This is a genomic window from Martinezella tropici (assembly GCF_003287875.1).
GTDB classification, from domain to species: Bacteria; Pseudomonadota; Alphaproteobacteria; order Rhizobiales; family Rhizobiaceae; genus Rhizobium; species Rhizobium tropici_C.
In genome coordinates, this window is sequence record NZ_QMKK01000034.1 from 1 (window position 1) to 19483 (window position 19483).

The 19483-nt window shown below is 58.4% G+C and carries 21 protein-coding genes and 2 pseudogenes; 11 read left to right on the forward strand and 12 right to left on the reverse strand.

The window, feature by feature from the left end:
- Nucleotides 1-39: 39 nt before the first annotated feature.
- From DQ393_RS13160 to DQ393_RS13170, 3 genes are all read right to left on the reverse strand, one after another.
- Nucleotides 40-465 (reverse strand): type II toxin-antitoxin system VapC family toxin, encoded by a 426-nt coding sequence (locus tag DQ393_RS13160; RefSeq protein WP_112340189.1) that lies wholly within the window; start codon nt 463-465, stop codon nt 40-42.
- Entirely contained in the window at nt 465-719 is a 255-nt protein-coding gene (locus DQ393_RS13165; RefSeq protein ID WP_112340188.1) for a type II toxin-antitoxin system Phd/YefM family antitoxin, read from the reverse strand. The genes DQ393_RS13160 and DQ393_RS13165 overlap by 1 nt, the downstream gene beginning before the upstream one ends.
- Nucleotides 720-962: 243 nt before the next feature.
- Nucleotides 963-1868 carry a LysR family transcriptional regulator gene (locus DQ393_RS13170; protein ID WP_245430342.1) on the reverse strand — a complete coding sequence of 302 codons (906 nt, stop codon included), beginning with the start codon at nt 1866-1868 and terminating at the stop codon, nt 963-965.
- Between DQ393_RS13170 and DQ393_RS13175 the strand changes: the two genes are divergently transcribed.
- Nucleotides 1867-2394 (forward strand): DUF6196 family protein, encoded by a 528-nt coding sequence (locus tag DQ393_RS13175; RefSeq protein ID WP_210209419.1) that lies wholly within the window; start codon nt 1867-1869, stop codon nt 2392-2394. The genes DQ393_RS13170 and DQ393_RS13175 overlap by 2 nt on opposite strands.
- Before the next feature lie 52 nt (nt 2395-2446).
- On the opposite strand, the gene DQ393_RS13180 is transcribed toward DQ393_RS13175, so the two are convergent.
- Nucleotides 2447-3124, reverse strand: a complete 678-nt coding sequence (locus tag DQ393_RS13180; RefSeq protein ID WP_112342226.1) for an SDR family oxidoreductase — start codon at nt 3122-3124, stop codon at nt 2447-2449.
- Between the two features lie 11 nt (nt 3125-3135).
- Complete coding sequence (locus tag DQ393_RS13185; protein WP_112342227.1) at nt 3136-3873, reverse strand: SDR family NAD(P)-dependent oxidoreductase; 738 nt, start codon at nt 3871-3873, stop codon at nt 3136-3138.
- 96 nt (nt 3874-3969) lie between these two features.
- Between DQ393_RS13185 and DQ393_RS13190 the strand changes: the two genes are divergently transcribed.
- The 7 genes from DQ393_RS13190 (at nt 3970) to DQ393_RS13215 (ending at nt 11400) form a co-directional block, all read left to right on the forward strand.
- A complete protein-coding gene (locus DQ393_RS13190; protein WP_245430343.1) occupies nt 3970-4866 on the forward strand; it encodes a LysR family transcriptional regulator in 897 nt (298 codons plus the stop codon).
- Nucleotides 4867-5029: 163 nt separating this feature from the next.
- Nucleotides 5030-5455, forward strand: a complete 426-nt coding sequence (locus DQ393_RS33825; RefSeq protein WP_245430344.1) for a LysR family transcriptional regulator — start codon at nt 5030-5032, stop codon at nt 5453-5455.
- Nucleotides 5428-5919, forward strand: coding sequence for a substrate binding domain-containing protein (locus DQ393_RS33830; protein WP_245430345.1), 492 nt, complete (start codon nt 5428-5430; stop codon nt 5917-5919). The genes DQ393_RS33825 and DQ393_RS33830 overlap by 28 nt, the downstream gene beginning before the upstream one ends.
- Before the next feature lie 151 nt (nt 5920-6070).
- On the forward strand, nt 6071-6865 hold the full coding sequence (locus tag DQ393_RS13200) for an SDR family NAD(P)-dependent oxidoreductase (protein WP_112342229.1): 795 nt from the start codon (nt 6071-6073) through the stop codon (nt 6863-6865).
- A gap of 33 nt (nt 6866-6898) precedes the next feature.
- Nucleotides 6899-7672: an SDR family oxidoreductase gene (locus tag DQ393_RS13205; protein WP_112342230.1), complete on the forward strand. Its 774-nt coding sequence runs from the start codon at nt 6899-6901 to the stop codon at nt 7670-7672.
- 648 nt (nt 7673-8320) lie between these two features.
- Complete coding sequence (gene ligD / locus DQ393_RS13210; RefSeq protein ID WP_112342231.1) at nt 8321-10984, forward strand: DNA ligase D; 2664 nt, start codon at nt 8321-8323, stop codon at nt 10982-10984.
- Entirely contained in the window at nt 10981-11400 is a 420-nt protein-coding gene (locus DQ393_RS13215) for a DUF4112 domain-containing protein (RefSeq protein ID WP_112342232.1), read from the forward strand. Before ligD ends, DQ393_RS13215 begins: the two co-directional genes overlap by 4 nt.
- A gap of 25 nt (nt 11401-11425) precedes the next feature.
- Here the strand turns inward: DQ393_RS13215 and DQ393_RS13220 are convergent, their stop codons facing one another.
- The 6 genes and pseudogenes from DQ393_RS13220 to DQ393_RS13245 all read right to left on the reverse strand — a co-directional run bounded on the left by DQ393_RS13220 (nt 11426) and on the right by DQ393_RS13245 (nt 15143).
- The gene (locus tag DQ393_RS13220) at nt 11426-11698 is read right to left on the reverse strand and encodes a hypothetical protein (RefSeq protein ID WP_112342233.1); all 273 of its coding nucleotides are present in this window, start codon (nt 11696-11698) and stop codon (nt 11426-11428) included.
- A 10-nt stretch (nt 11699-11708) separates the two neighbouring features.
- Nucleotides 11709-12008 (reverse strand): DUF982 domain-containing protein, encoded by a 300-nt coding sequence (locus tag DQ393_RS13225; RefSeq protein ID WP_112342234.1) that lies wholly within the window; start codon nt 12006-12008, stop codon nt 11709-11711.
- Nucleotides 12009-12085: 77 nt separating this feature from the next.
- The gene (locus DQ393_RS13230) at nt 12086-12562 is read right to left on the reverse strand and encodes an Hsp20 family protein (RefSeq protein WP_112342235.1); all 477 of its coding nucleotides are present in this window, start codon (nt 12560-12562) and stop codon (nt 12086-12088) included.
- 159 nt (nt 12563-12721) lie between these two features.
- Nucleotides 12722-13243: pseudogene (locus DQ393_RS13235) on the reverse strand (non-homologous end-joining DNA ligase); the annotation flags it as partial.
- 255 nt (nt 13244-13498) lie between these two features.
- The gene (locus tag DQ393_RS13240; protein WP_245430346.1) at nt 13499-14731 is read right to left on the reverse strand and encodes an Nramp family divalent metal transporter; all 1233 of its coding nucleotides are present in this window, start codon (nt 14729-14731) and stop codon (nt 13499-13501) included.
- Between the two features lie 88 nt (nt 14732-14819).
- Nucleotides 14820-15143: a hypothetical protein gene (locus tag DQ393_RS13245; protein WP_112342237.1), complete on the reverse strand. Its 324-nt coding sequence runs from the start codon at nt 15141-15143 to the stop codon at nt 14820-14822.
- Nucleotides 15144-15534: 391 nt separating this feature from the next.
- Here DQ393_RS13245 and DQ393_RS13250 point away from each other — a divergent pair, with 391 nt between their 5' ends.
- Nucleotides 15535-15717 (forward strand): hypothetical protein, encoded by a 183-nt coding sequence (locus tag DQ393_RS13250; protein WP_112342238.1) that lies wholly within the window; start codon nt 15535-15537, stop codon nt 15715-15717.
- 149 nt (nt 15718-15866) lie between these two features.
- A pseudogene (locus DQ393_RS13255) lies at nt 15867-16915 on the forward strand (IS110 family transposase).
- Nucleotides 16916-17166: 251 nt separating this feature from the next.
- On the opposite strand, the gene DQ393_RS13260 reads toward DQ393_RS13255, so the two are convergent.
- Entirely contained in the window at nt 17167-17856 is a 690-nt protein-coding gene (locus DQ393_RS13260) for a TetR/AcrR family transcriptional regulator (protein WP_112342239.1), read from the reverse strand.
- Between the two features lie 92 nt (nt 17857-17948).
- Between DQ393_RS13260 and DQ393_RS13265 the strand changes: the two genes are divergently transcribed.
- Nucleotides 17949-19316 carry a cytochrome P450 gene (locus DQ393_RS13265; RefSeq protein ID WP_112342240.1) on the forward strand — a complete coding sequence of 456 codons (1368 nt, stop codon included), beginning with the start codon at nt 17949-17951 and terminating at the stop codon, nt 19314-19316.
- Nucleotides 19317-19483 lie beyond the last annotated feature (167 nt).

Here is a 19483-nt window from a genome sequence, read left to right on the forward strand (position 1 = left end):
CTTGGGCCGCGACATACTCCTTGTCTGGAATCTCAACTGTTACGCGGGCATATCCCACGGATTCATGAGCATCACCCCCATGCCATCGAAATCCTTAACGTTTCGCGTAACCAGTATCATGCGCCGGGTGAAGGCTACCGCAGCAATGTAGGCGTCATTGATCGGCTTGGGATCGGGAACATGCCATTTCGCTGCCTGAACGGCCGACGCCTCGTCCAGCGGCAGGATGCGGCCGGAAAATGCCGTGAGGACGATATTTTCCAGCCAGCCGCGCAGCACCTTGCCTGCGACTGCGTCATTATGTTCGACCAGCCGGACGCCAATCTCTAGCTCGTGCAGAACCACGGATGAAATAAAGCATTCGGCCGGATCGACTGTTTCGTTCCAGACCACGACATTGGGGTCGGCCTTGCCGCTCGCGACCTTGCGGAGCTCGGACACGACGTTGGTATCGAGCAACAGCATCAGGACAGGTCAACCGGCCTGGCATATTCAGTACGCTGCGGGAGCGGCAAATCAACGTCATCCCCACCTGGCGCGGCCAGCATATCACCGAGAGTCCGCATTTTGCCGGTAAGCCGCTTGTACTCATCGAACGACAAGAGGACGTGCGCGGGGCGTCCCCTGTCAGTGATGATCACAGGTCCTTCCTGTGCGGCCCGCTTCGCGCGCCCAAGATCCTGATTGAGTTCACGGCCTGAAAGCATGGTGACGGTCATGGTAAGCTCCAAAGTTCGTGATCTCGATATTTGTGGTTACGTAACTACATTTAATTCACGGAAGCCGGAAACGCAAGGGGAGCGGTGCAACGGCTCGTCTCTCAGAGTTTTGGGGCCACCGTTTTGATTACCACCGGGGTAAGATTTGAGAGGTTCAGGGACGGCAACGCCCACAAGTGCGGAAAGCCTTCGAAGCCACTGTCGTCGGGACGGCAGGCTTTGAAATCATGTCGACCCGAGCTTTCAGACTGTCGCTGCAGCCCGATCTGAAAGAGATAGAACGCTTTGACGCAACAGATCGATCACTCTGTCCGTCGCGTGAGATCGTTTGCGGCTCGTGTACAGGCCGTACTTCACGGTCGGAGAAGCGCCTTTGAACATGGAAGAGACCACCCGCATGGTCCGCGGATTAATACTCTCTCGTGTCAACAGTGCCAGGCCGAGGCCGTTCTCTACCGCGGCAGTCATAGCTGCAGCGTTGTGGCTTGTCAGAGCGATACGAAATTCGAGGTCCGCGTCCATCAATTTCTCAAACATGGTCCGCCGCCAGGCGCATGGCTCAGCATAGACTATGACGTCCAACGGGCGCTCGGCATCAATGGTCGCGTCAATCGCGCAGACCCAATGCAGATCCACATCCCACACCTCAAGCGGATCTGCTGAAAACGCTGAACACGTGGCGATTGCTATATCCAGGGCGCCATCCGCCCAGCGTTGTGCGATCCCGCTGCCATGATCGATGGTCACGCTCAGCTGAAGTGTTGGCATGGCGCGGCGAATTTTGCCAAGCGCCGCCTGCAAGGTGTTGACTGCGATCGTTTCTGCCAATCCGATCCTGAGCTCACTTGTTGCCTCTGCCTCCTGGAAGCGGGCCGCGGCGTCCTCTCCCAGAAAGATGATCCGCTTCGCATACGCCAGCATGACCTCTCCGGCGTCAGTCGGGATCACGCCCCGTCCCGTTCGGCGAAGCAACTGCTTGCCCACGACCTCCTCAAGCCGCTTGATCTGGGTACTGAGCGCCGATTGGGCGCGACCGTCTTCGGCTGCCGCTCGATTGATGCTGCCATGGCTACAGACAGAGACGAATGCTTTCAAGAGCCGGGGATCAAAGGCGTCTGATATCATCAATCGGTAATCTCTGGTTTCCATGAATTCTGCCTACCGTAATATCTCATTAGGCATTAGCCTCCAAGGCCAGCTGGAACTGAAGAGCTTCAAAGACATCATTGGCAGGTGGAATGTGGTCGACATCTCTCTTGAAAGACCCGATCAAACTGACGCTCGCCTCAGGCGTCTTATGCCTCGCACAGTTCTGCGGGAGTTCGATGAACCCTTTGGTTTTGTCGAATTCGGTCTGGATGAATTCCCTTCGCAGGTGTCCGCCGATGCTCTTGCCGTTGTGCGGAACGAACATTGCTGGAGCCAGCTGGTCCCGATGGCGAACGGAGACGAACAGTTCAAGATTTTCAGCTTCCATTTCCCTCAAGGGGAAGACAACAGCGGCTTTGTCGGCTGGCTAGCATCGCACTTGAAAAACAAGTTTGGTACCGGGGTCTTCGTCATCTGCGGGCAGGATAGCCGACACGGCGGCATCTACGATTACTGGGGCTGTCCGATATCGCTTGCCGGCGAAATCTCTGCCGAGCTGGCGAACCTTCGTTCATCGGATAGCTGATGGGCTGGGCGGCACAGTTTTGGACGTTTCGGCTGCAGCCGCCTGATGCCTCTCACCAAGGTAGCGATCGGCCTTGCCAATCGAGGTATAGGTTTTCGCGCGTACCCATGTGCGTCTTCAGCACCTCCACCATGCCATTGACGCTTTCTTCGACAGAGATCTCTGCTTCAACGGTGCCATCCAAGGTCCCCATCGCGGTCGCGGCCCAGCCTGGATGGATCGAAAGCACGGTCAGATCGGGATGATCGGCATGCAGCGTCCGCGAGAGCATGTTGAGGCCTGCCTTGCTGGCGCGATAAAGATCAAGCTTCAGCCCGGGCTCGGTGTTGAGCGCGATGCTGCCCCGATGAGACGACATAACGGCGATGGTACCATGCGGCTTCAAACGATCGAGCAAACGGTGAGCCAGTCGGATGGGGCCAAAGCAGTTCGTCAGCATGATTTCTGCGAATTCAGCGTCGGTTGCTTCGACAACCGAGTTGTGTAAAGGCCCGAAAATGCCCACGACCAGAAAGATGACGTCAAAGGAGCCTTCGAGCTCGTCCCTCAGTAGATCGATCTGATCGGCGCGTGTCACGTCGACATGCGCAACACGCGCGACTTTTTCGAGCGCAATGGTGTCAGCGCCGCCACGGGCTGTTCCGATGACATTCCAGCCATCAGAATTGAGTGCCTCGGCAAGGCCGAGGCCGAGGCCGCGCTCGGCCCCAACAATAAGAATGCTTGGCATATTGCTGTCCCTTACAATGCGGTGAAACCACCATCCGCCATGACGAGAGAGCCCGTCATGAATGCGGATGCGGAAGAAGCGAGGAATGCGATGACTTCAGCAATGTCCTGGGGCTGCCCGACGCGCCCGATCGGATGGGCGGAGCCGTAGCTTGCCAGCGTCGCACGGCTGTCCGAAACGATGCCCTCAAGAATGTCCGTTTCGACAACGCCAGGAGCAACGGCATTGGCGCGAATGCCTTGAGCACCGTATTCGACGGCAATGACCTTTGTCAGTTGCGCGATCGCACCCTTGCTTGCTGCGTAGACGCAGGTGTCTTTCATCGCCACCTGGGCGACGATCGAGGCAACGTTGACGATGACGCCGCCCTGCCCTGCCAGCATGGCGCGGACGGCTTCACGGCAGTGAAGGAAAGTACCGCGGGCGTTGACGGACATGATGTCATCCCAGTCGGCAACACTCATATCGATCAGGGCCCGATTCATGGTGCGACCGGCGTTGTTAACGAGAATGTCGAGGGAACCGAAGCGTTCAGTTGCCATGCCGACGCTTCGGATGGCGGTCTGCTCCTCAGCGATGTCGCCTATCAACGTGACTATGTTCTGCGCTTCCAGCTCATGGACCGCGTCGCTGACGTCGGTCGCGACGACACGTGCGCCTCTGGACTGGAACGTCAAGGCTGCCGCCCGTCCGATACCCCGGGCCGCGCCTGTCACCAGCGCTACCTGATTTTCGAAAGTCTCGTTCATATCGATCTCCTTTCGCAGCGGAGACTAAGGCGATATTGGTGCCTCGATAATCCAGGGAATATTTACAAGATTGCGTAGCTGTGCTTGATAATGGGTATGAAATCCGCTGACTTCGCCCGCATCCGTACGTTCCTGGCAGTTGCCGAGACATTGAGCTTCTCCAAGGCTGCCGACGAGCTCGGCATCACGTCATCAGCTGCCAGTCAGACGGTCAGGGCGCTGGAAGCTGATCTTCGCCAGCAGCTTTTCCAACGCACCACCCGCACGGTGGCGTTGACCGAAGCGGGGGCCTTGCTTCGGGACCGGGTGCGCCCGGCCCTGACTGAAATGGATACGGCGCTGGTTCAGAGCAGGGATGCGGCTGGTCGGCCAGCGGGGACAGTCCGCATCGTCTCTTTCCGGTCCGCAGGCGAGAAGTTCATCTTGCCGGTCCTGGCAGACCTGCGCCATAATTATCCTGAGGTCCGGCTCGACATCACGTTGGACGATGAAGTCACGGACCCAGTCGCAGGCGGGTTCGACATCGCCGTGAGGATCGGTGAGGTCATCAGCCAAGACATGATTGCAGTGCCGCTCGGCGGCGAACTTCGCCAGATCGCCGTCGCTTCTCCGGACTACATTGCTCGGTACGGCGCCCCTGGAAAACCGCGCGATCTTTTGTCCCATGATTGTATCTGCTGGCGATGGCCCGGTCAGCAGCATCCGTTTCCGTGGGAGTTTTACGAGGACGGGCGCTGGTTCTCGCTCAGCCCTCCAGCTGGCATCGTCGTCAATGACAGGCGCGCCGCTTTACAACTGGCAACCGATGGTCTCGGGATCGCCTTCTGCATCGAGGACACCGTCACTGACCTCATTGATGCAGGAAACCTTGTGCCTCTTCTAATGGAGTGGAGTAAGCCATTCCCCGGGTTCTTCCTGAGTTATTCCCGCCAGCGGCATATGCCAGCAGCGACCCGGGTGGCGATCGATGCAATACGGGCCAGGTGCCCCTGATGCGAGGAATGACTTCGCCTTAATGCCCTGCGCCAACCGCACAAAAAGCATCATAACCATCGCTGCATGATGCTAATGGTTTTTTCGAGGACTGACGTGAGCTTCAAACGAGATCCCAGAATGATGGAATGTCTTCCGACCTTCGGTATCGAGAGATACTAGGATGGATCGGCTTTCCGAGCTTGAGGTGTTCCTTGCCGTGGTCGAGACGGGCGGTTTCACAGCCGCCGCCCGGCGAACCGGCACGTCACAGCCGGCAGTGAGCAAAGCTATCGGCACGCTTGAAGATCGGCTAGGTGTCGCGCTTTTTAATCGCAGTACTCGAAACGTCACCCTAACGGACCAGGGCCGACGATACTTCGACCGAATGAAACCTCTGCTAGATGAGATCGAAGACGCCAATCGAGAGGTGAGTGGCAGTCGTGCCGACATGTCGGGATCGATCCGCATCGCGGTCCCCACCACGTTCGGGCGACTTCATATTCTCCCCGTTATTCCGAATCTGCTGGCCGAATATCCTGATCTTCGCGTGGACCTGATTTATCAGATCTTCGGCGGGACATGGTCGAGGACCGGGTCGATCTGGTGATCAGAGTGGGAGCTGTCGAGGAGCCCGACGCCATCGTCAGGCGCGTAGCGAGTACCCCCCTCGTCTGCGTCGGCTCACGCCAATACTTTGAAAAGCATGGGGTTCCCACAGAGCCCGCCGAGCTCGCGCGTCACAATTGTCTCGTTTACGGCGGCTTTGAGGAAGTGGCGAATTGGCCGTTCGTCGGTCCAAAAGGTCATTTCAGCGTGGCTGTGCGCGGCAATCTCACCTCCAACAGCATGGAGACGATCCGTGCGGGCGTACTTGCAGGCGTCGGGATTGGCATGTTCACAAGGGCGTCGCTTGTCGGAGAGCTTTCGCATCCCGACGTAGTAACAATCCTCGACGATTATGTGCAGGCCACCAGAGACATCAGCTTTGTCTGGCCGAAACGTCGGCTAGTTCCCGCGCGGGTCAAACGCGTGACGGACTTCCTGGGCGCCTCGCTCGAATGCGATTTTTAACCCTATCAGAACCTTGGCGAAGCCGAACGGTAGTGCCCTTCGGCAGTCGTATTCATTCCGTTTCAATATGAATATCATGCCGATTTCGTTCGTTATCGCCATTTCCGGCATGCGTTATGAAAAATGATCGTCGCAATCAGAAAGAACGATCATGAACATTTCACTTGCAGGCCGCGTAGCGGTTGTTACCGGATCCACTGCCGGCATTGGCCGGGCGATCGCGGAGGGTCTGGCCCGGGCTGGCGCGTCAGTCGTTATCAACGGCCGTAGTGAGGGCCGGGTCGCCGCGGCTGTGGCCGAAATCAAAGCGCTCTTCCCCGGCGTTGCGGTCACCGGCGTCGTCGCGGATGTGGCGACTAAGGAAGGCAGCGCGATCCTTGCTTCCCAGGCACCCAGTGCCGATATCCTGATCAACAATGCCGGCACAGCCAATCCCAAGCCGTTTTACGATCTCACCGACGAAGACTGGCTGAGCCTGTTTCAGCTCAACGTCATGAGCGGTGTTCGTGCAGCTCGTCACTACCTGCCTAATATGACTGAGCGCGGCTGGGGGCGTGTCGTGTTCATCAGCAGCGAATCCGCCCTCGCAATCCCGCAAGATATGATCGACTACGGCATGACAAAGACAGCGCAGCTGGCCGTCTCGCGGGGACTTGCTGAAACTGTTGCCGGGACGGGTGTTACGGTCAATTCGGTGCTTCCCGGCCCGACGAGTTCGGAGATCATGTCGAACTGGATGAAAGCGACGGCCGCCTCCGAAGGCATTACGCAGGAGCAGGCCGAGCTGAACTTCGTGAAGAATGCGCGGCCGACCTCGCTTCTGCAAAGGTTCACGACGACGGAAGAGGTTGCCAACATGGTCGTCTACCTGTGCTCGGAGCAGGCATCCGGCACAACCGGTTCCGCCATGCGCGTTGACGGCGGCGTACTCAGGCAGATCGCCTGATCCGTCCACGAACACGCCGTTAGGAAATTCGCCATGAACACATCACAGACCGAATTGCAGCATCCACATTCACCATCCTACGATCTTACCGGAAAACACGTGGTCGTCGTCGGAGGAAAAACAGGAATAGGGCTAGGCATGGCTCTCGCCGCTCGCGCGGCGGGAGCGACGGTGACGGTCGCCAGCCGGCGCACCGTGTCTATAGCAGACCATCCAGAGCTGGCGCCCTTCGAGCAGCTGGTGCTCGATATCAGTGACGAGGATGCCGTTCGCGCCGCCTTCAACGCTATCGGCAGTCTGGATCATTTGCTTGTCGCCGCGGGTCCGACCGATGGTAGCTGGGGTGCATTCATGGACGAAAACATGCAAGGCGTGCGCAGCTATCTCAACAGCAAGTTTCTTGGCTCCTGGGCATGCGCGCGCTATGCGGCCTCAAAACTTTCCTCCAATGGGTCCATCACCTTTCTGACCGGGGGCATCGCGGCGCGCTCGAAGATCGGGATGACAGCGGTCACGTCGACATTTGCCGCCGTGGAAGCACTAGCCCGCTCGCTGGCGCTTGAACTTGGTCCGATCAGGGTGAACGCAATTCGGCCCGGGTTCATCGACACCGGCCTTTGGAACTTTCTCTCTCCCACGGATGCTGCGGACGTCCGTGAGAAGGTGCGAGCCAACTTTCCCGTCCGCAGGATCGGTTATCCGGCCGATATCGGCCATGCTGCGGTATTCCTCATGACCAATCCCTACGTCACCGGCACGGTCCTTGAGGTCTCTGGCGGCGAAACGCTCGTCGACTGGCTGTTCTGAACCCGGCCGCGCAAAGAACTGAGGTAAAAAGTCTCTGCTTCGCCTTCATATCTAAAGAGGCAGGTCTCGATTAAGTGACGCCGCGAGGAAATCGACAAAGACAAGTGTCGTTTGGCAGTTAATCGTAATTCGCGACAGCGGAAATATGTCCACACTCAAAAACGAAAAAGCCTGCCGCGGGAGGAGGTGCGGCAGGCTTTCAGGAAATAACCGAACAGCAACTGGGAGGAGGAGTGTTGCTGTTCTCACAAACGCCTCTGGGAGGAGTAGGGCGCTTGCATATCAAACCGACGCGGGAGGAGGTGCATCGCTTCGATAAGCACATCATACGGATTCCCGTCGCCTATTAAATAGACTTTGCTGCACCGCAGTCATGCTGAGAGCGCATATCAATTCCGACGCGCCTGGTCGGTCATTCAGAGCTGATGGCGCTCCTGCCCAACTCCATGGAACAAAACATTATCTGTTCCCTTTTGCCTGCTGAGGTCGCGTGCTGTGTCAACCGGACGTGACAGGAATGACGAAGGCGATGATTTTTCCGGTTTCTCATCGCGGCCAACGAACGGAGCCGAGCGTCTTACCTGTCCGGCCCGCCCCTCCTCCCCGTCTTCATCCGAGGCGGGAGGAGGATTTGTACCGGGGACTGCCATGGCAAGCGACAAGCTATCGACCTACAAGCGGAAGCGCGATTTTCAGAAGACGCAGGAGCCGAGCGGCGCAGCCAAGCTAAAGGCATCGAATCGCAGACGCTTCGTCATCCAGAAACATGACGCAACCCGGCTGCATTATGATTTGCGGCTCGAACTCGATGGTGTCTTCAAGTCGTGGGCGGTCACCAAGGGACCGTCGATGGATCCGCACGACAAACGGTTGGCGGTCGAGGTCGAGGACCACCCGCTCGACTACGGCGACTTCGAAGGCACGATCCCCAAGGGCCAATATGGCGGCGGCACGGTGATGCTCTGGGACCGTGGCTACTGGGAGCCGGAAGGCAGCAAGACGCCCGAGCAGGCGCTGGCCAAAGGCGATTTCAAGTTCACACTGGAAGGCGAGCGGCTCCACGGCAGCTTTGTCCTCGTGCGGATGCGCAATGATCGCGACGGCGGCAAGCGGACCAATTGGCTGCTGATCAAGCATCATGACGATTTCTCAGTCGAGGAGAACGGCGCGGCAGTCCTCGAGGACAACGCAACATCGGTGGCCTCGGGCCGAACCATGGAAGCGATCGCCGCCGGCAAAGGCAGGAAGCCAAAGCCGTTCATGGTGGAGAGCGGCGACGTTCAGGCCGATGCGGTCTGGGACAGCAACCATGGGCTTGCTGCCGAAGAACGCAAAGCCGGCACCAAAACTAAAAGGAAATCCCCCCATGCCAAAGCTGCCAAGCCAGCGAAGTCCGCAATGCCCGACTTCATCGCGCCGCAGCTTTGCGAAACGGTGGAACGCCCGCCCTCGACCGAGGGCTGGATCCACGAGATCAAGTTCGACGGCTACCGCATCCAGGCGCGCATCGAAAACGGCGAGCTGACGCTGAAGACGCGCAAGGGTCTGGATTGGACGGCCAAGTATCCGGCGATAGCGACATCGGCCGCAAGTTTGCCTGATGCCATGATCGACGGCGAGATCTGCGCCCTCGACGAAAACGGTGCACCGGACTTCGCAGCACTTCAGGCGGCGCTGTCGGAAGGAAAGACCGACGCACTGGTCTATTTCGCTTTCGACCTGCTGTTCGAGGGCGATGAGGACCTCCGGCAGCTGCCGCTCACCGAGCGGAAAGAACGGTTGCAGACATTTTTGAGCGATGCCGGCGAGGATCCGCGCCTTCGCTTCGTCGAGCATTTCGAGACTGGCGGAGATGCCGTCCTGAAGTCTGCTTGCAAGCTCTCGCTGGAAGGTATCGTCTCAAAGCAGGCGGATGCGCCCTATCAATCGGGCCGCACCAAAACCTGGGCGAAGTCCAAATGTCGCACTGGCCATGAAGTCGTTATCGGCGCCTATGCCAAAACAAACGGCAAGTTTCGGTCCCTGTTGGTCGGCGTCTTCAGGGGCGAGCACTTCGTCTATGTTGGTCGGGTCGGAACCGGCTACGGTGCCAAGACGGTCGAGACGATCTTGCCGAGGCTCCGTGAGATCAAGGCCGACAAATCACCGTTCACGGGCATCGGCGCGCCGAAGAAGGATCCCAATATCGTCTGGGTGAAGCCGGAGCTGGTCGCCGAGATCCAGTTCGCTGGCTGGACGGCGGATGGACTGGTCCGCCAGGCGGCCTTCAAGGGATTGCGCGAAGATAAGCCGGCGGCTGAAGTCGAGGCGGAAAAGCCGGCATCGCCGGCGAAGACAGAGACCCCGACGCCGGCCGCGACAAAGCCATCAAGGCCGGCACACGGCAAGAACGCCAAGGCCGAGGTGATGGGCGTGATGATCTCCAGCCCGGACAAGGCCCTGTGGCCGGATGCCAATGACGGAGAGCCGGTCACCAAGGAGGATCTCGCCCACTATCATGAAGCTGTCGGCCCATGGCTGATCGACCATATCAAGGGGCGGCCATGCTCGATCATCCGGACGCCGGACGGCATCGGCGGCGAGCAGTTCTTCCAGCGGCACGCGATGCCTGGAACATCGAACCTGCTCGAACTGGTCAAGGTGTTCGGCGACAAGAAACCCTATCTGCAGATCGATCGGGTCGAGGGCCTCGCCGCCATCGCCCAGATCGGCGGCGTCGAGCTGCATCCCTGGAATTGCGAACCGGGCCAGCCGGAGGTTCCCGGTCGTCTCGTCTTCGACCTCGATCCCGGTCCGGACGTCCCCTTCTCCACCGTGGTCGAAGCCGCCCGGGAAATGCGCGACCGACTAGAGGAACTCGGCCTCGTCAGCTTCTGCAAGACCACCGGTGGCAAGGGTCTGCATGTCGTCACCCCGCTTGCAGTGGCGAAGGGCAAGAAGCTGACATGGCCGGAGGCAAAAGGCTTCGCACACAATGTCTGCCTGCAGATGGCACGCGAGAACCCCGACCTTTACCTGATCAAGATGGCCAAGAACCAGCGCAACGGCCGGATATTCCTCGACTACCTGCGCAACGATCGCATGGCGACGGCGGTCGCGCCCCTATCGCCACGCGCCCGGCCCGGAGCAACGGTATCGATGCCACTCACCTGGAGCCAGGTGAAGACGGATCTCGATCCGAAACGCTTCACGATCCGCACGGTACCGACGCTGCTGGCGAAAACCAACGCCTGGCAGGATTACTGTGACGGACAGCGCTCGCTGGAGCAGGCCATCAAACGTCTTGGCAAGATGATGAAAGTGGCGGCATGACGTACGAGCGAGCACATAGTCAGTACACGGATTTTCGCAACATCGACCGTCTGGCCCGCCTTCGCCGCATGCGCGGGCTGGCGCGGCTCATGGACACGGCGCTGCGTATTCCTGGAACAGGCTTTTCCTTCGGAGTAGATTCACTCATTGGATTGGACCCGGGTGTCGGTGACTTCGCCGGCGCTGCAGTCAGTCTCTACATCGTCAACGAGGCGCGCCGGCTTGGCGTGCCGAATGACAAGCTTCTTAAGATGCTGGCCAACATCGGCTTCGATGCGGCGGCCGGCAGCGTCCCATTGGTCGGGGACCTCTTCGACGTCTATTTCAAATCCAACCGCCGCAACCTCGATCTCGTTCTGGAACATTTCGGTCTCGACCATTCCGATCTCGATCGCAGACGATCGCCACGTGAATGAACCGGCCCGTTCGGTCGCTTAATCATTATCCGTAACGCCGATCGAGTTCTCTAAGGGCAGCCTGCACTTCATCAATAGAGACCGGCCCCCTTGTTCCAGGCAGATGGCGGAACGCCGGCTTCGAGTCGATCGCATAGAAGTCCGAAGCCCATGCCGCCAGGATGGTCCGTTTGTCGTCCACGGACAGAGCGGTCGCTTTCACCACGTCGACCGGCCGCTCAATCTCCATGCCCCGAAGCAGGATCGTCGGACCAGTCGCAGCGGCACAACTTGCGGCCTGCTGCAACATCTCGTGCATGTCGGCCTCTTTAGCGAACGTGCGGATCTTTGTCGTGCCTACGACGGGATGCGACGATCACGTCGGTTTCCGGCGCAAGCAGATCGTGTTTCGCAGCAAAGGCAGCGAACAGGCCGCGCGCGGTCTCGGCTTCGATCTCTCCGCGAAGGGCCGCCTGACATGCCTTCAGGGCAATGGAATGCGCCGTGTCCCCAGGTGAGGCCGGCCAATCGGCAAGGTGCCGGTAGGCATCCATGGCGGTTCGGACTTCAGCCGGAAAGCCGAGGCCGACAAGGATGGTCACAGGTTCTCTGAACATATCCGGTTTCATCGCTCTTTCCTTCCCAACCCGGAATGTTGATGGGCGCCACCGCCGTGGCGCCCTGATCTATTGAACAGGCCTGGAAATCAGGCGGCTTTCTGCGCTTCGATCTGCGCCGGGGCGACCTTTTGCGAGAGAGCCGGGTTGGTCTGGATGTCGATCTTGCGCGGTTTCAAAGCCTCGGGGATCTCGCGCACGAGATCGATCGACAGAAGACCATTCTGCAGATCGGCGCCGTTTACCCGGACATGGTCGGCGAGCTCGAAGCGGTGCTCGAATGGCCGGCCGGCGATGCCGCGATGCAGATAGCCTTCGGTGGATGCTTCCTGCCTCTTGCCGGTGACCGTCAGCAGGTTGGACTGGAAGGTGATGTCGAGATCGTCCTGGGCAAAGCCCGCGACCGCAATCGAAATCCGGTAGCTGTCGTCGCCGGTCTTGACGATGTCATAAGGCGGCCAATCGCTGATCGAACGAGCGCGCTGAGCATTTTCGAGAAGATTGAAAACCCGGTCGAAGCCGACGGTCGAACGGAACAGAGGTGCGTAGTCGTAAGTTGTTGCCATAGCCATATCCTCCTTGAAGCAACATGGGTACGGAAGCGCCGAAAGCGGCGCTCCCAGCAAGGCCAGCCCTGTCTTCAGCAGCTGGCGGCAATCGATTTGGTTTTCGAGAATTTCGGATTCAAGAGAGCCGGCGGAAAAATTTAATGCTTGGCCGACCGGTCAGTCGAGTTCGTAGACTGCAGCATTGTCCTGGATCTGCCGTAGCCCTTTGTAGGACGCGTGCCGCAGATTGCCGTCGTTGGTCCAGCCCCGAAATTCAATCTCGGCGATCAGCGTCGGCTGCGCGAAGACGCAATTCTTGCCCTTGAGCGAAACGACCGGCGTCCTCGTCCTCAGCTTGTCGAACGTCTTCTTCAGGTACGCTGCGTCCTTTTCCTTAAAGCTCGTGCCCACCGCCGACATAGACCCAATCATGGCCTCGCCGGCCTGCAAGTAGAAGACTGCCGATCCCGCCTCGCGCTGCCGTTGACTGCTCGTAGCCGACGATCATGAAACTTTCACTCTGAATACATTTGATCTTCAGCCAGTCCTACCCGAGCGGTACGGACGGTCGCGGTGTTTGGCGATGATACCTTCCAGTCCAAGCGAGCGGGCGTTCTCGAGAAGCTCGGCGCCGTCACCATGCACCTCCTCGGAAAGTTGTATCGCGCCAACGGCTCCGTCGAGCAGGTCGGTCAGGATCCGCTAATCGCTCCGTCTGGTTCGAGCGTGATGACGCCGGTGTCGACCGCGCTGTCTAGGATTTGCTGGAGACGTTCGGCGGGGAAGCGGAGACCAGTATTCATTCTAGAGTTGCCTGCATATCGATGCTGTCGGAAATCGGCGGGAACTTAGCATATTAGGAAGATACTGGGAGGACTTGGCGAGGAGGAGCATACGTAAGAAGGAGGGGCGCTCTCAGATCTCGGTTGGAAGAAATTCATGACAGTCTTCCGATCACACCACGAGCATCGAGGCCGCCGCAAGTGCCATTATAGCCGTAGCGCCCCATCCGAAGATCTTCATAGCAATCGGCGCGGTGAATTCAGCCATCAGTTTTTTGCTGCTCACGATCATCATCATTGCCACCATGATCGGCACCGCAACAAAGCCGTTGATGACAGCACTCCAGAACAGCGCCTTGACCGGATCGAGCGGCACGAACTCCAGGCTGAGCCCGAACAGCGTCGCCGCCGCGATTACCGCGTAAAACCCCACTGCTTCCCATGGTTTATGATCGAGCCCTGCCTTCCAGTCTTGGGTTTCAGCAAAAGCGTAGGCAGCGGAGCCGGCCAGAACCGGGATCGACAGCATGCCGGTGCCGACGATCCCCAGACTGAAGAGAGCAAATGCGAAGTTGCCGGCGATCGGTTTCAAAGCTTCAGCAACATCGGCGGCAGAATTGATATCGGTCTTGCCGCTCGCATGCAGGGTCGCGGCGGCGCACATGATGATGGCAATGGCGACGATCGTGGACACCGCCATGCCAGCCAGCGTGTCGAGTTGGATGCGGTTCAGTTCTTTAGGAGCTTGACGCGGCGCCTCCTCCAGCGGTTTCGCCTCGTCCTTGCGATCTATCTCCTCGACCTCCTGGCTCGACTGCCAGAAAAACAGGTATGGGCTGATCGTGGTACCGAAAATCGCGACAATGACGGTAAAGCTATTTCCATCAAGCGAAAGGGATGGCCACACGAAGCCTTTGAGCGCGGCGATCCAGTCGATCTTCACGACAAACAGGACGGCAATATACGCAAACAGCACCAGGGTCAGCCACTTCAAGATGTTGGCGTACCGCTCGTATGGAATGAACATCTGCAGCGCGAGGGACAGGACGGCGAAGAAAATGGTGATCGGCAAGCTGGGGACGCCGGTGGCGAGCTCGACTGATGCCCCCATGGCTGTCAGGTTGGCGCCGATGTTGATGCAGTTGGCGATAAATAGCAGGCAGACAAACAGGAGAACCAGGGGCTTCGGCCAGATCGCTCCCATGTTAACGGCAAGCCCTGCGCCGGTAACCCGTCCGATCCTCGCACTCACGAGCTGGATCGCGGACATCAGCGGGTAGGACAGCAACATGGTCCATAGCATGTTGAAGCCAAATTGCGCTCCGGCCTGAGAATACGTGGCGATGCCGCTCGGATCATCGTCCGCTGCCCCGGTAATGAGCCCGGGCCCAAGTTTCTTGAGCACGGAGCCTGACGTTGGACGTCTGGCAGGATGCTCTGGTGCAGGAGCAGAGAGGGGGCCCTCGAATGGCGTGCTCACATCGACGGTCCCATCAACGCGTCGCGCCGAGGATCCAGGCGGCTGCGGCTGTGAGCGCCACCGCCGTCAGAGGATTTTGCCTGATCCATCCACGGACGCTTTCCGTCACGTTCTTGGCCACCTGAGGTTGAGACGCATCCGCTCTCACGCGCTCAGCTTCCTTCGGATCGGTGCGGCCAGTTGGAACCGAGGTGATCGTGTGCGAAACCGGGTCGGACGCGGGAAAGGTATCTTCAAGACGCTTATCAAGGTCGCCTGCTTCTTGCCGTTCGCGCTGCCGGGCTTTTTCCAGTTCGTAAGCTTGCACTGCAGGGGAGGATTTGGGATCGGCGGCCATTCGAGTTCTCCAAGGATCAGATGCAAACTAACGTCTGTTTCCTGTCGGGGTTCCGAGAATTGGCTCTTGGGATCCACGAGGCTCGCCTCGCGGCATTCTAGCCTCGTCGAAGCTTATCGAGAAGTTTTGACCCGATACCGCTTGCGAGGGAAATGCTGGAACGGTGAACATGGCATCGGGACGGCAATGGCAGTAGCCGTAGTGTAATCGCCCGGCACGGATCCGCCCACAGCCGACCGATGAGGCTCCCTCGGCTGAAATTGAGTCTCTTCGGCCACAACAGGCCCTAAAGCATCCGATCGAAAGGAGGCAAAAAGGATTTCCTCTCGTCAAAGTATCACGAAGCAGTCAAGCTTGCTCTATCCGAAACCGCCGGCTCCAAGGAAACGCGATGAAGCGAGACCATGTCATTGCGCAGGAAACGCGTAGAAAAGTTTCAGACCCTTATGATGTAACCTACTTCGCAAAAAAGCACGGTATAAGCGCCACCGATGCCGCCCGCATCATCAATCTCCATCGATCCGACAGAGACTCGGCGGATCGGGCGGCCTATCATCTGAAAGATAGTCTTTGATGCGCCGTCGATGCCGCGACGTTTAGGCGGCGCTTTTGCATTCAACACGATTGCGTTTTCGATGGCAGCTTAATCGATGGGATGGAAGGCTCCCGCTCCCCCGGTGCTAGAATGGCATCGGTTAGGATGGACAAACCGGGAGCGTTCGAATGGAAGAGATCTCTACTGTTGGCATCGATATAGCGAAGTCGGTGTTTCAAGTTCATGCGATTGATCACGGCGGCAATGTGGTGGTACGGCGACAGTTGCGACGCCAACAGATGCTGAAATTCTTCGCACAGGTGCCGCCTTGCCTCATCGGTATCGAGGCTTGCGGAACGGCTCATTATTGGGCCCGCGAGCTTTCGGCTATCGGGCATGACGTGCGACTGATGCCGCCAGCCTATGTGAAGCCCTATGTGAAAAGGCAGAAAATGACGCCGCGGACGCTGAGGCGATCTGTGAAGCCGTAACGCGGCCGACAATGCGTTTCGTGCCGGTGAAATCCGTGGAGCAGCAATCAGCGGCAATGTTGCACCGTTCAAGAGCTCTCCTCATCAAGCAACGCACGATGCTTCTGCACTCCATCCGTGCCCATCTTGCGGAGCTTGGCATTTCGATTGGTGTGGGAGTTAGCCAGATAGTCCGTGTCGCACGGGAGCTTGCTGAAGGTGAGCGATCAGATCTACCGGAGCTTGCCCGGTTCGTCCTTGAGTCGCTGGCGAAGTTAGTTTGCGACCTGGCGCAACGCCTTCAGGCAATCGAAAAGAAGCTGATATCCTGGCATTACAAAAATGATCTATCGAACCGACTGGAGACCATACCAGGAGTGGGTTTTGTCACGGCGTCTGCCCTGTCGTCGATCGTCCCCGATCCGCACGCTTTCAAGTCAGGGAGACATTTTGCCGCCTGGTGAGGCTTGGTGCCGCGCCAGAACTCCTCCGGAGGCAAGGCCCGGCATGGCCGCATCAGTAAGCAAGGAAATCCATATATTCGGCAACTATTGGTGCTCGGCGCGACCTCTGTTTTGCGGTATGTTCGTGGCGACGGTGATAGTGGCACAGGATGGATCGGTGGTTTGTTGAGACGCCGACCGCCAAAAGTCGCCGCTGTGGCCCTTGCCAACAAGATGGCTCGGATTGCATGGTCTATCATGACGCGAGGCGGCGAGTATGAGGAAATAAACAATCTAAGAGCGGTTCAGCCTGCAAATAGCTGATACTGCTTAGAGTTTGAGGCGAAAGAAGTAAGTGAAGGCAGCCACTCGATCCCGATGGATCAGCCGAACCCGTTTAGCGTAGCGGACGTTAAAGTCCGTCTAATCGATTGGGGGTACGATCCTGGCGGAACCCTTCAAGGCCAGCAGTCGAGAGAAAGGCTGCATCAAAGGCCGGACACACGACTGCACTCGAGATGCGCTGAATAGCAAAGCCATTTTCCCTCAACGCGGGAGCCTTCCACACACTGACGTTAAGTACTTTTTTGCTTTTGCTTGAGGGAGCGATCGAGCATAGCGTTCATTTCGCTCTTTGCCGCATCGGACAGATACGGCCGAAACAGGCTAGCGACTTGTTTTAGACCCCAGTTCAGATGTTCTTCTCCCAGCTGCTCAACACCCTCCTGTAGGCTGAGATACACAGCCCAATAGGTCGATACGATCCACACGTTAGCGAGCAGTTGCGGTGCCTCTTCGGCTGGAACATCAATTAACTGTGCATTCGTCATCTGATGAAGCGTTTCTTCCACGACGACCCGCATTCCGCTGCTGAGCGCCTGCGTCGGCTCCCGCAGGCTTGGCGCGATAGCGATGATCCCGGGCAAATCCCGGAAGATATAACGGTGGTCCCAAACGATCGAGAACCAGCGCCGCATGAAGCCCGAGAAGATGCCCGGATCGGTTTGGGTATTCGAAGCAGCCTCCACCATGAAGGCAGTCGCGTCGTCCTCCAATCTTTTGAACAAGGCCTGGAGAAGCGCCTCTTTTGTCTTGAAGTGATAATAGAGGTTGCCCTCGTTGATGCCGACGGCGCGAGCAATCTCGGCGGTGGTGACCCGATCAGGTGCTCTGTCATTGAAGAGCGCCAGGGTGGTGTCCAGGATTCTGTTCCGAGTGCTAGTCCCTTCCGCCCTCGCCGGATCTCGCGCGGTCATCCTTTTCATATCGTCCCCTTGCATTCCTAAGGTGAGTACCTTAACTATTCTAAGGTGATTACCTTACACCTACACGTGATCAGCGAGCAAGGATGAACGCGATGGATAGCACGGTTGAAAACGCCCGCACCCTCAAGACCACGTTTCCCCTAACGCCGCAGTCAACGCTCGGAGCGCTGCTGGCGATCGTGCGCAACCCGCTCGACGCGCTCCCGCCATCGATCTTCACCGAACCATTCGTCTTTTCGAAGACTGCCGGAGAGCTGAAGGTCTACCTGGCCGACCCTACGCTCATCCACGAGGCGCTAGTCAAGAATGCAGAAGCACTGGGAAAGGGGGACCAGGTCAGGCGAGCGCTCGGACCGGCGCTCGGCCAAGGTCTCCTGACGGCAGACGGGGCGCATTGGAAATGGCAGCGGCAGTCGGTCGCCGGTGCGTTTCGGCACGACAAGCTTCTCGAACTCCAGCCGACGATGATCGCGGCGGCTGAGCGCACCCGCGACAGGTGGATGGGCATAGGCAGTGGAACTGTCGGTGTCGGCCATGAGATGATGCGCACCACTTTCGACATCATTGTCGAGACGATGATGTCCGGCGGCCATGGCATCGACGTTGCGCGGGTCGAAAAAGGCATTTCCGACTTTCTCAAGCCGACTGGCTGGACGTTCGCACTCGGACTTTTACGTGCCCCCGAATGGATACCCTATCCTGGACGCGGTAAGGCGGAAGCCGCCGTTGAATTCCTGCGATCCAGCCTCTTGAGCGTCATCGAGGAGAGGCGTGTACGCCCGAATGACCGGCACGATCTCGTGAACATGCTGCTGTCAGCCTCCGATCCGGAGACCGGTCGCACGATGAACGACGAAGAAATCGTCGACAACCTCATGACTTTCATTACGGCCGGTCACGAAACGACGGCGCTCGGGCTTGCATGGGCATTCGATTTGCTGGCCCGGCATCCCGAGGTCGAGACAAAAGTTCTAGTCGAAATTGATGCAGCAACGGGGGGTGAGCCTGTCGACGCCAAGCATGTTTCGAAACTGGTGTATACGCGGCAGGTCTTCTCGGAGGCCATGCGCCTATATCCACCCGCGCCGATCATCACGCGGACCGCCTTGCGGGATTTCCAGCTCGGCGATTATCTCATTCCGGCCGGAACGGTGTTGATCGTGCCGATCTACGCCGTGCATCACCACGCTTCTTTGTGGTCCGATCCCGAGGTATTCAATCCGGATCGCTTCAGCCCGGAAGCGGCCAAGACCCGGCATCGGTATGCCTATATGCCCTTCGGTGCGGGTCCTCGTGTCTGCATCGGTAATGCCTTCGCGGTCATGGAGGCCGTCGCCATTCTCGCGGTCCTACTTCAGAAAATCCGTCTTGCCGCCGTCAACCCACACCCGGCAAAACCCATTATGAAAGTAACCTTAAGGCCGGATAGATCGCAACGCATGAACCTGGTTTTGCGCTAAGCGCTGCCTCAGCAGAGAGGCTTCCAAGCTAGGACACGCTATGTTCGACCAGCTCACATGGAGAGAGGCCGGGGTTACCCGTTGCTGCCTTAGCGCGAGAGTAAATGCATGTTGCAACAGACTAATGCTCTTGAAGAAGTTCGAACCGCCGACACGACGTCCGGACG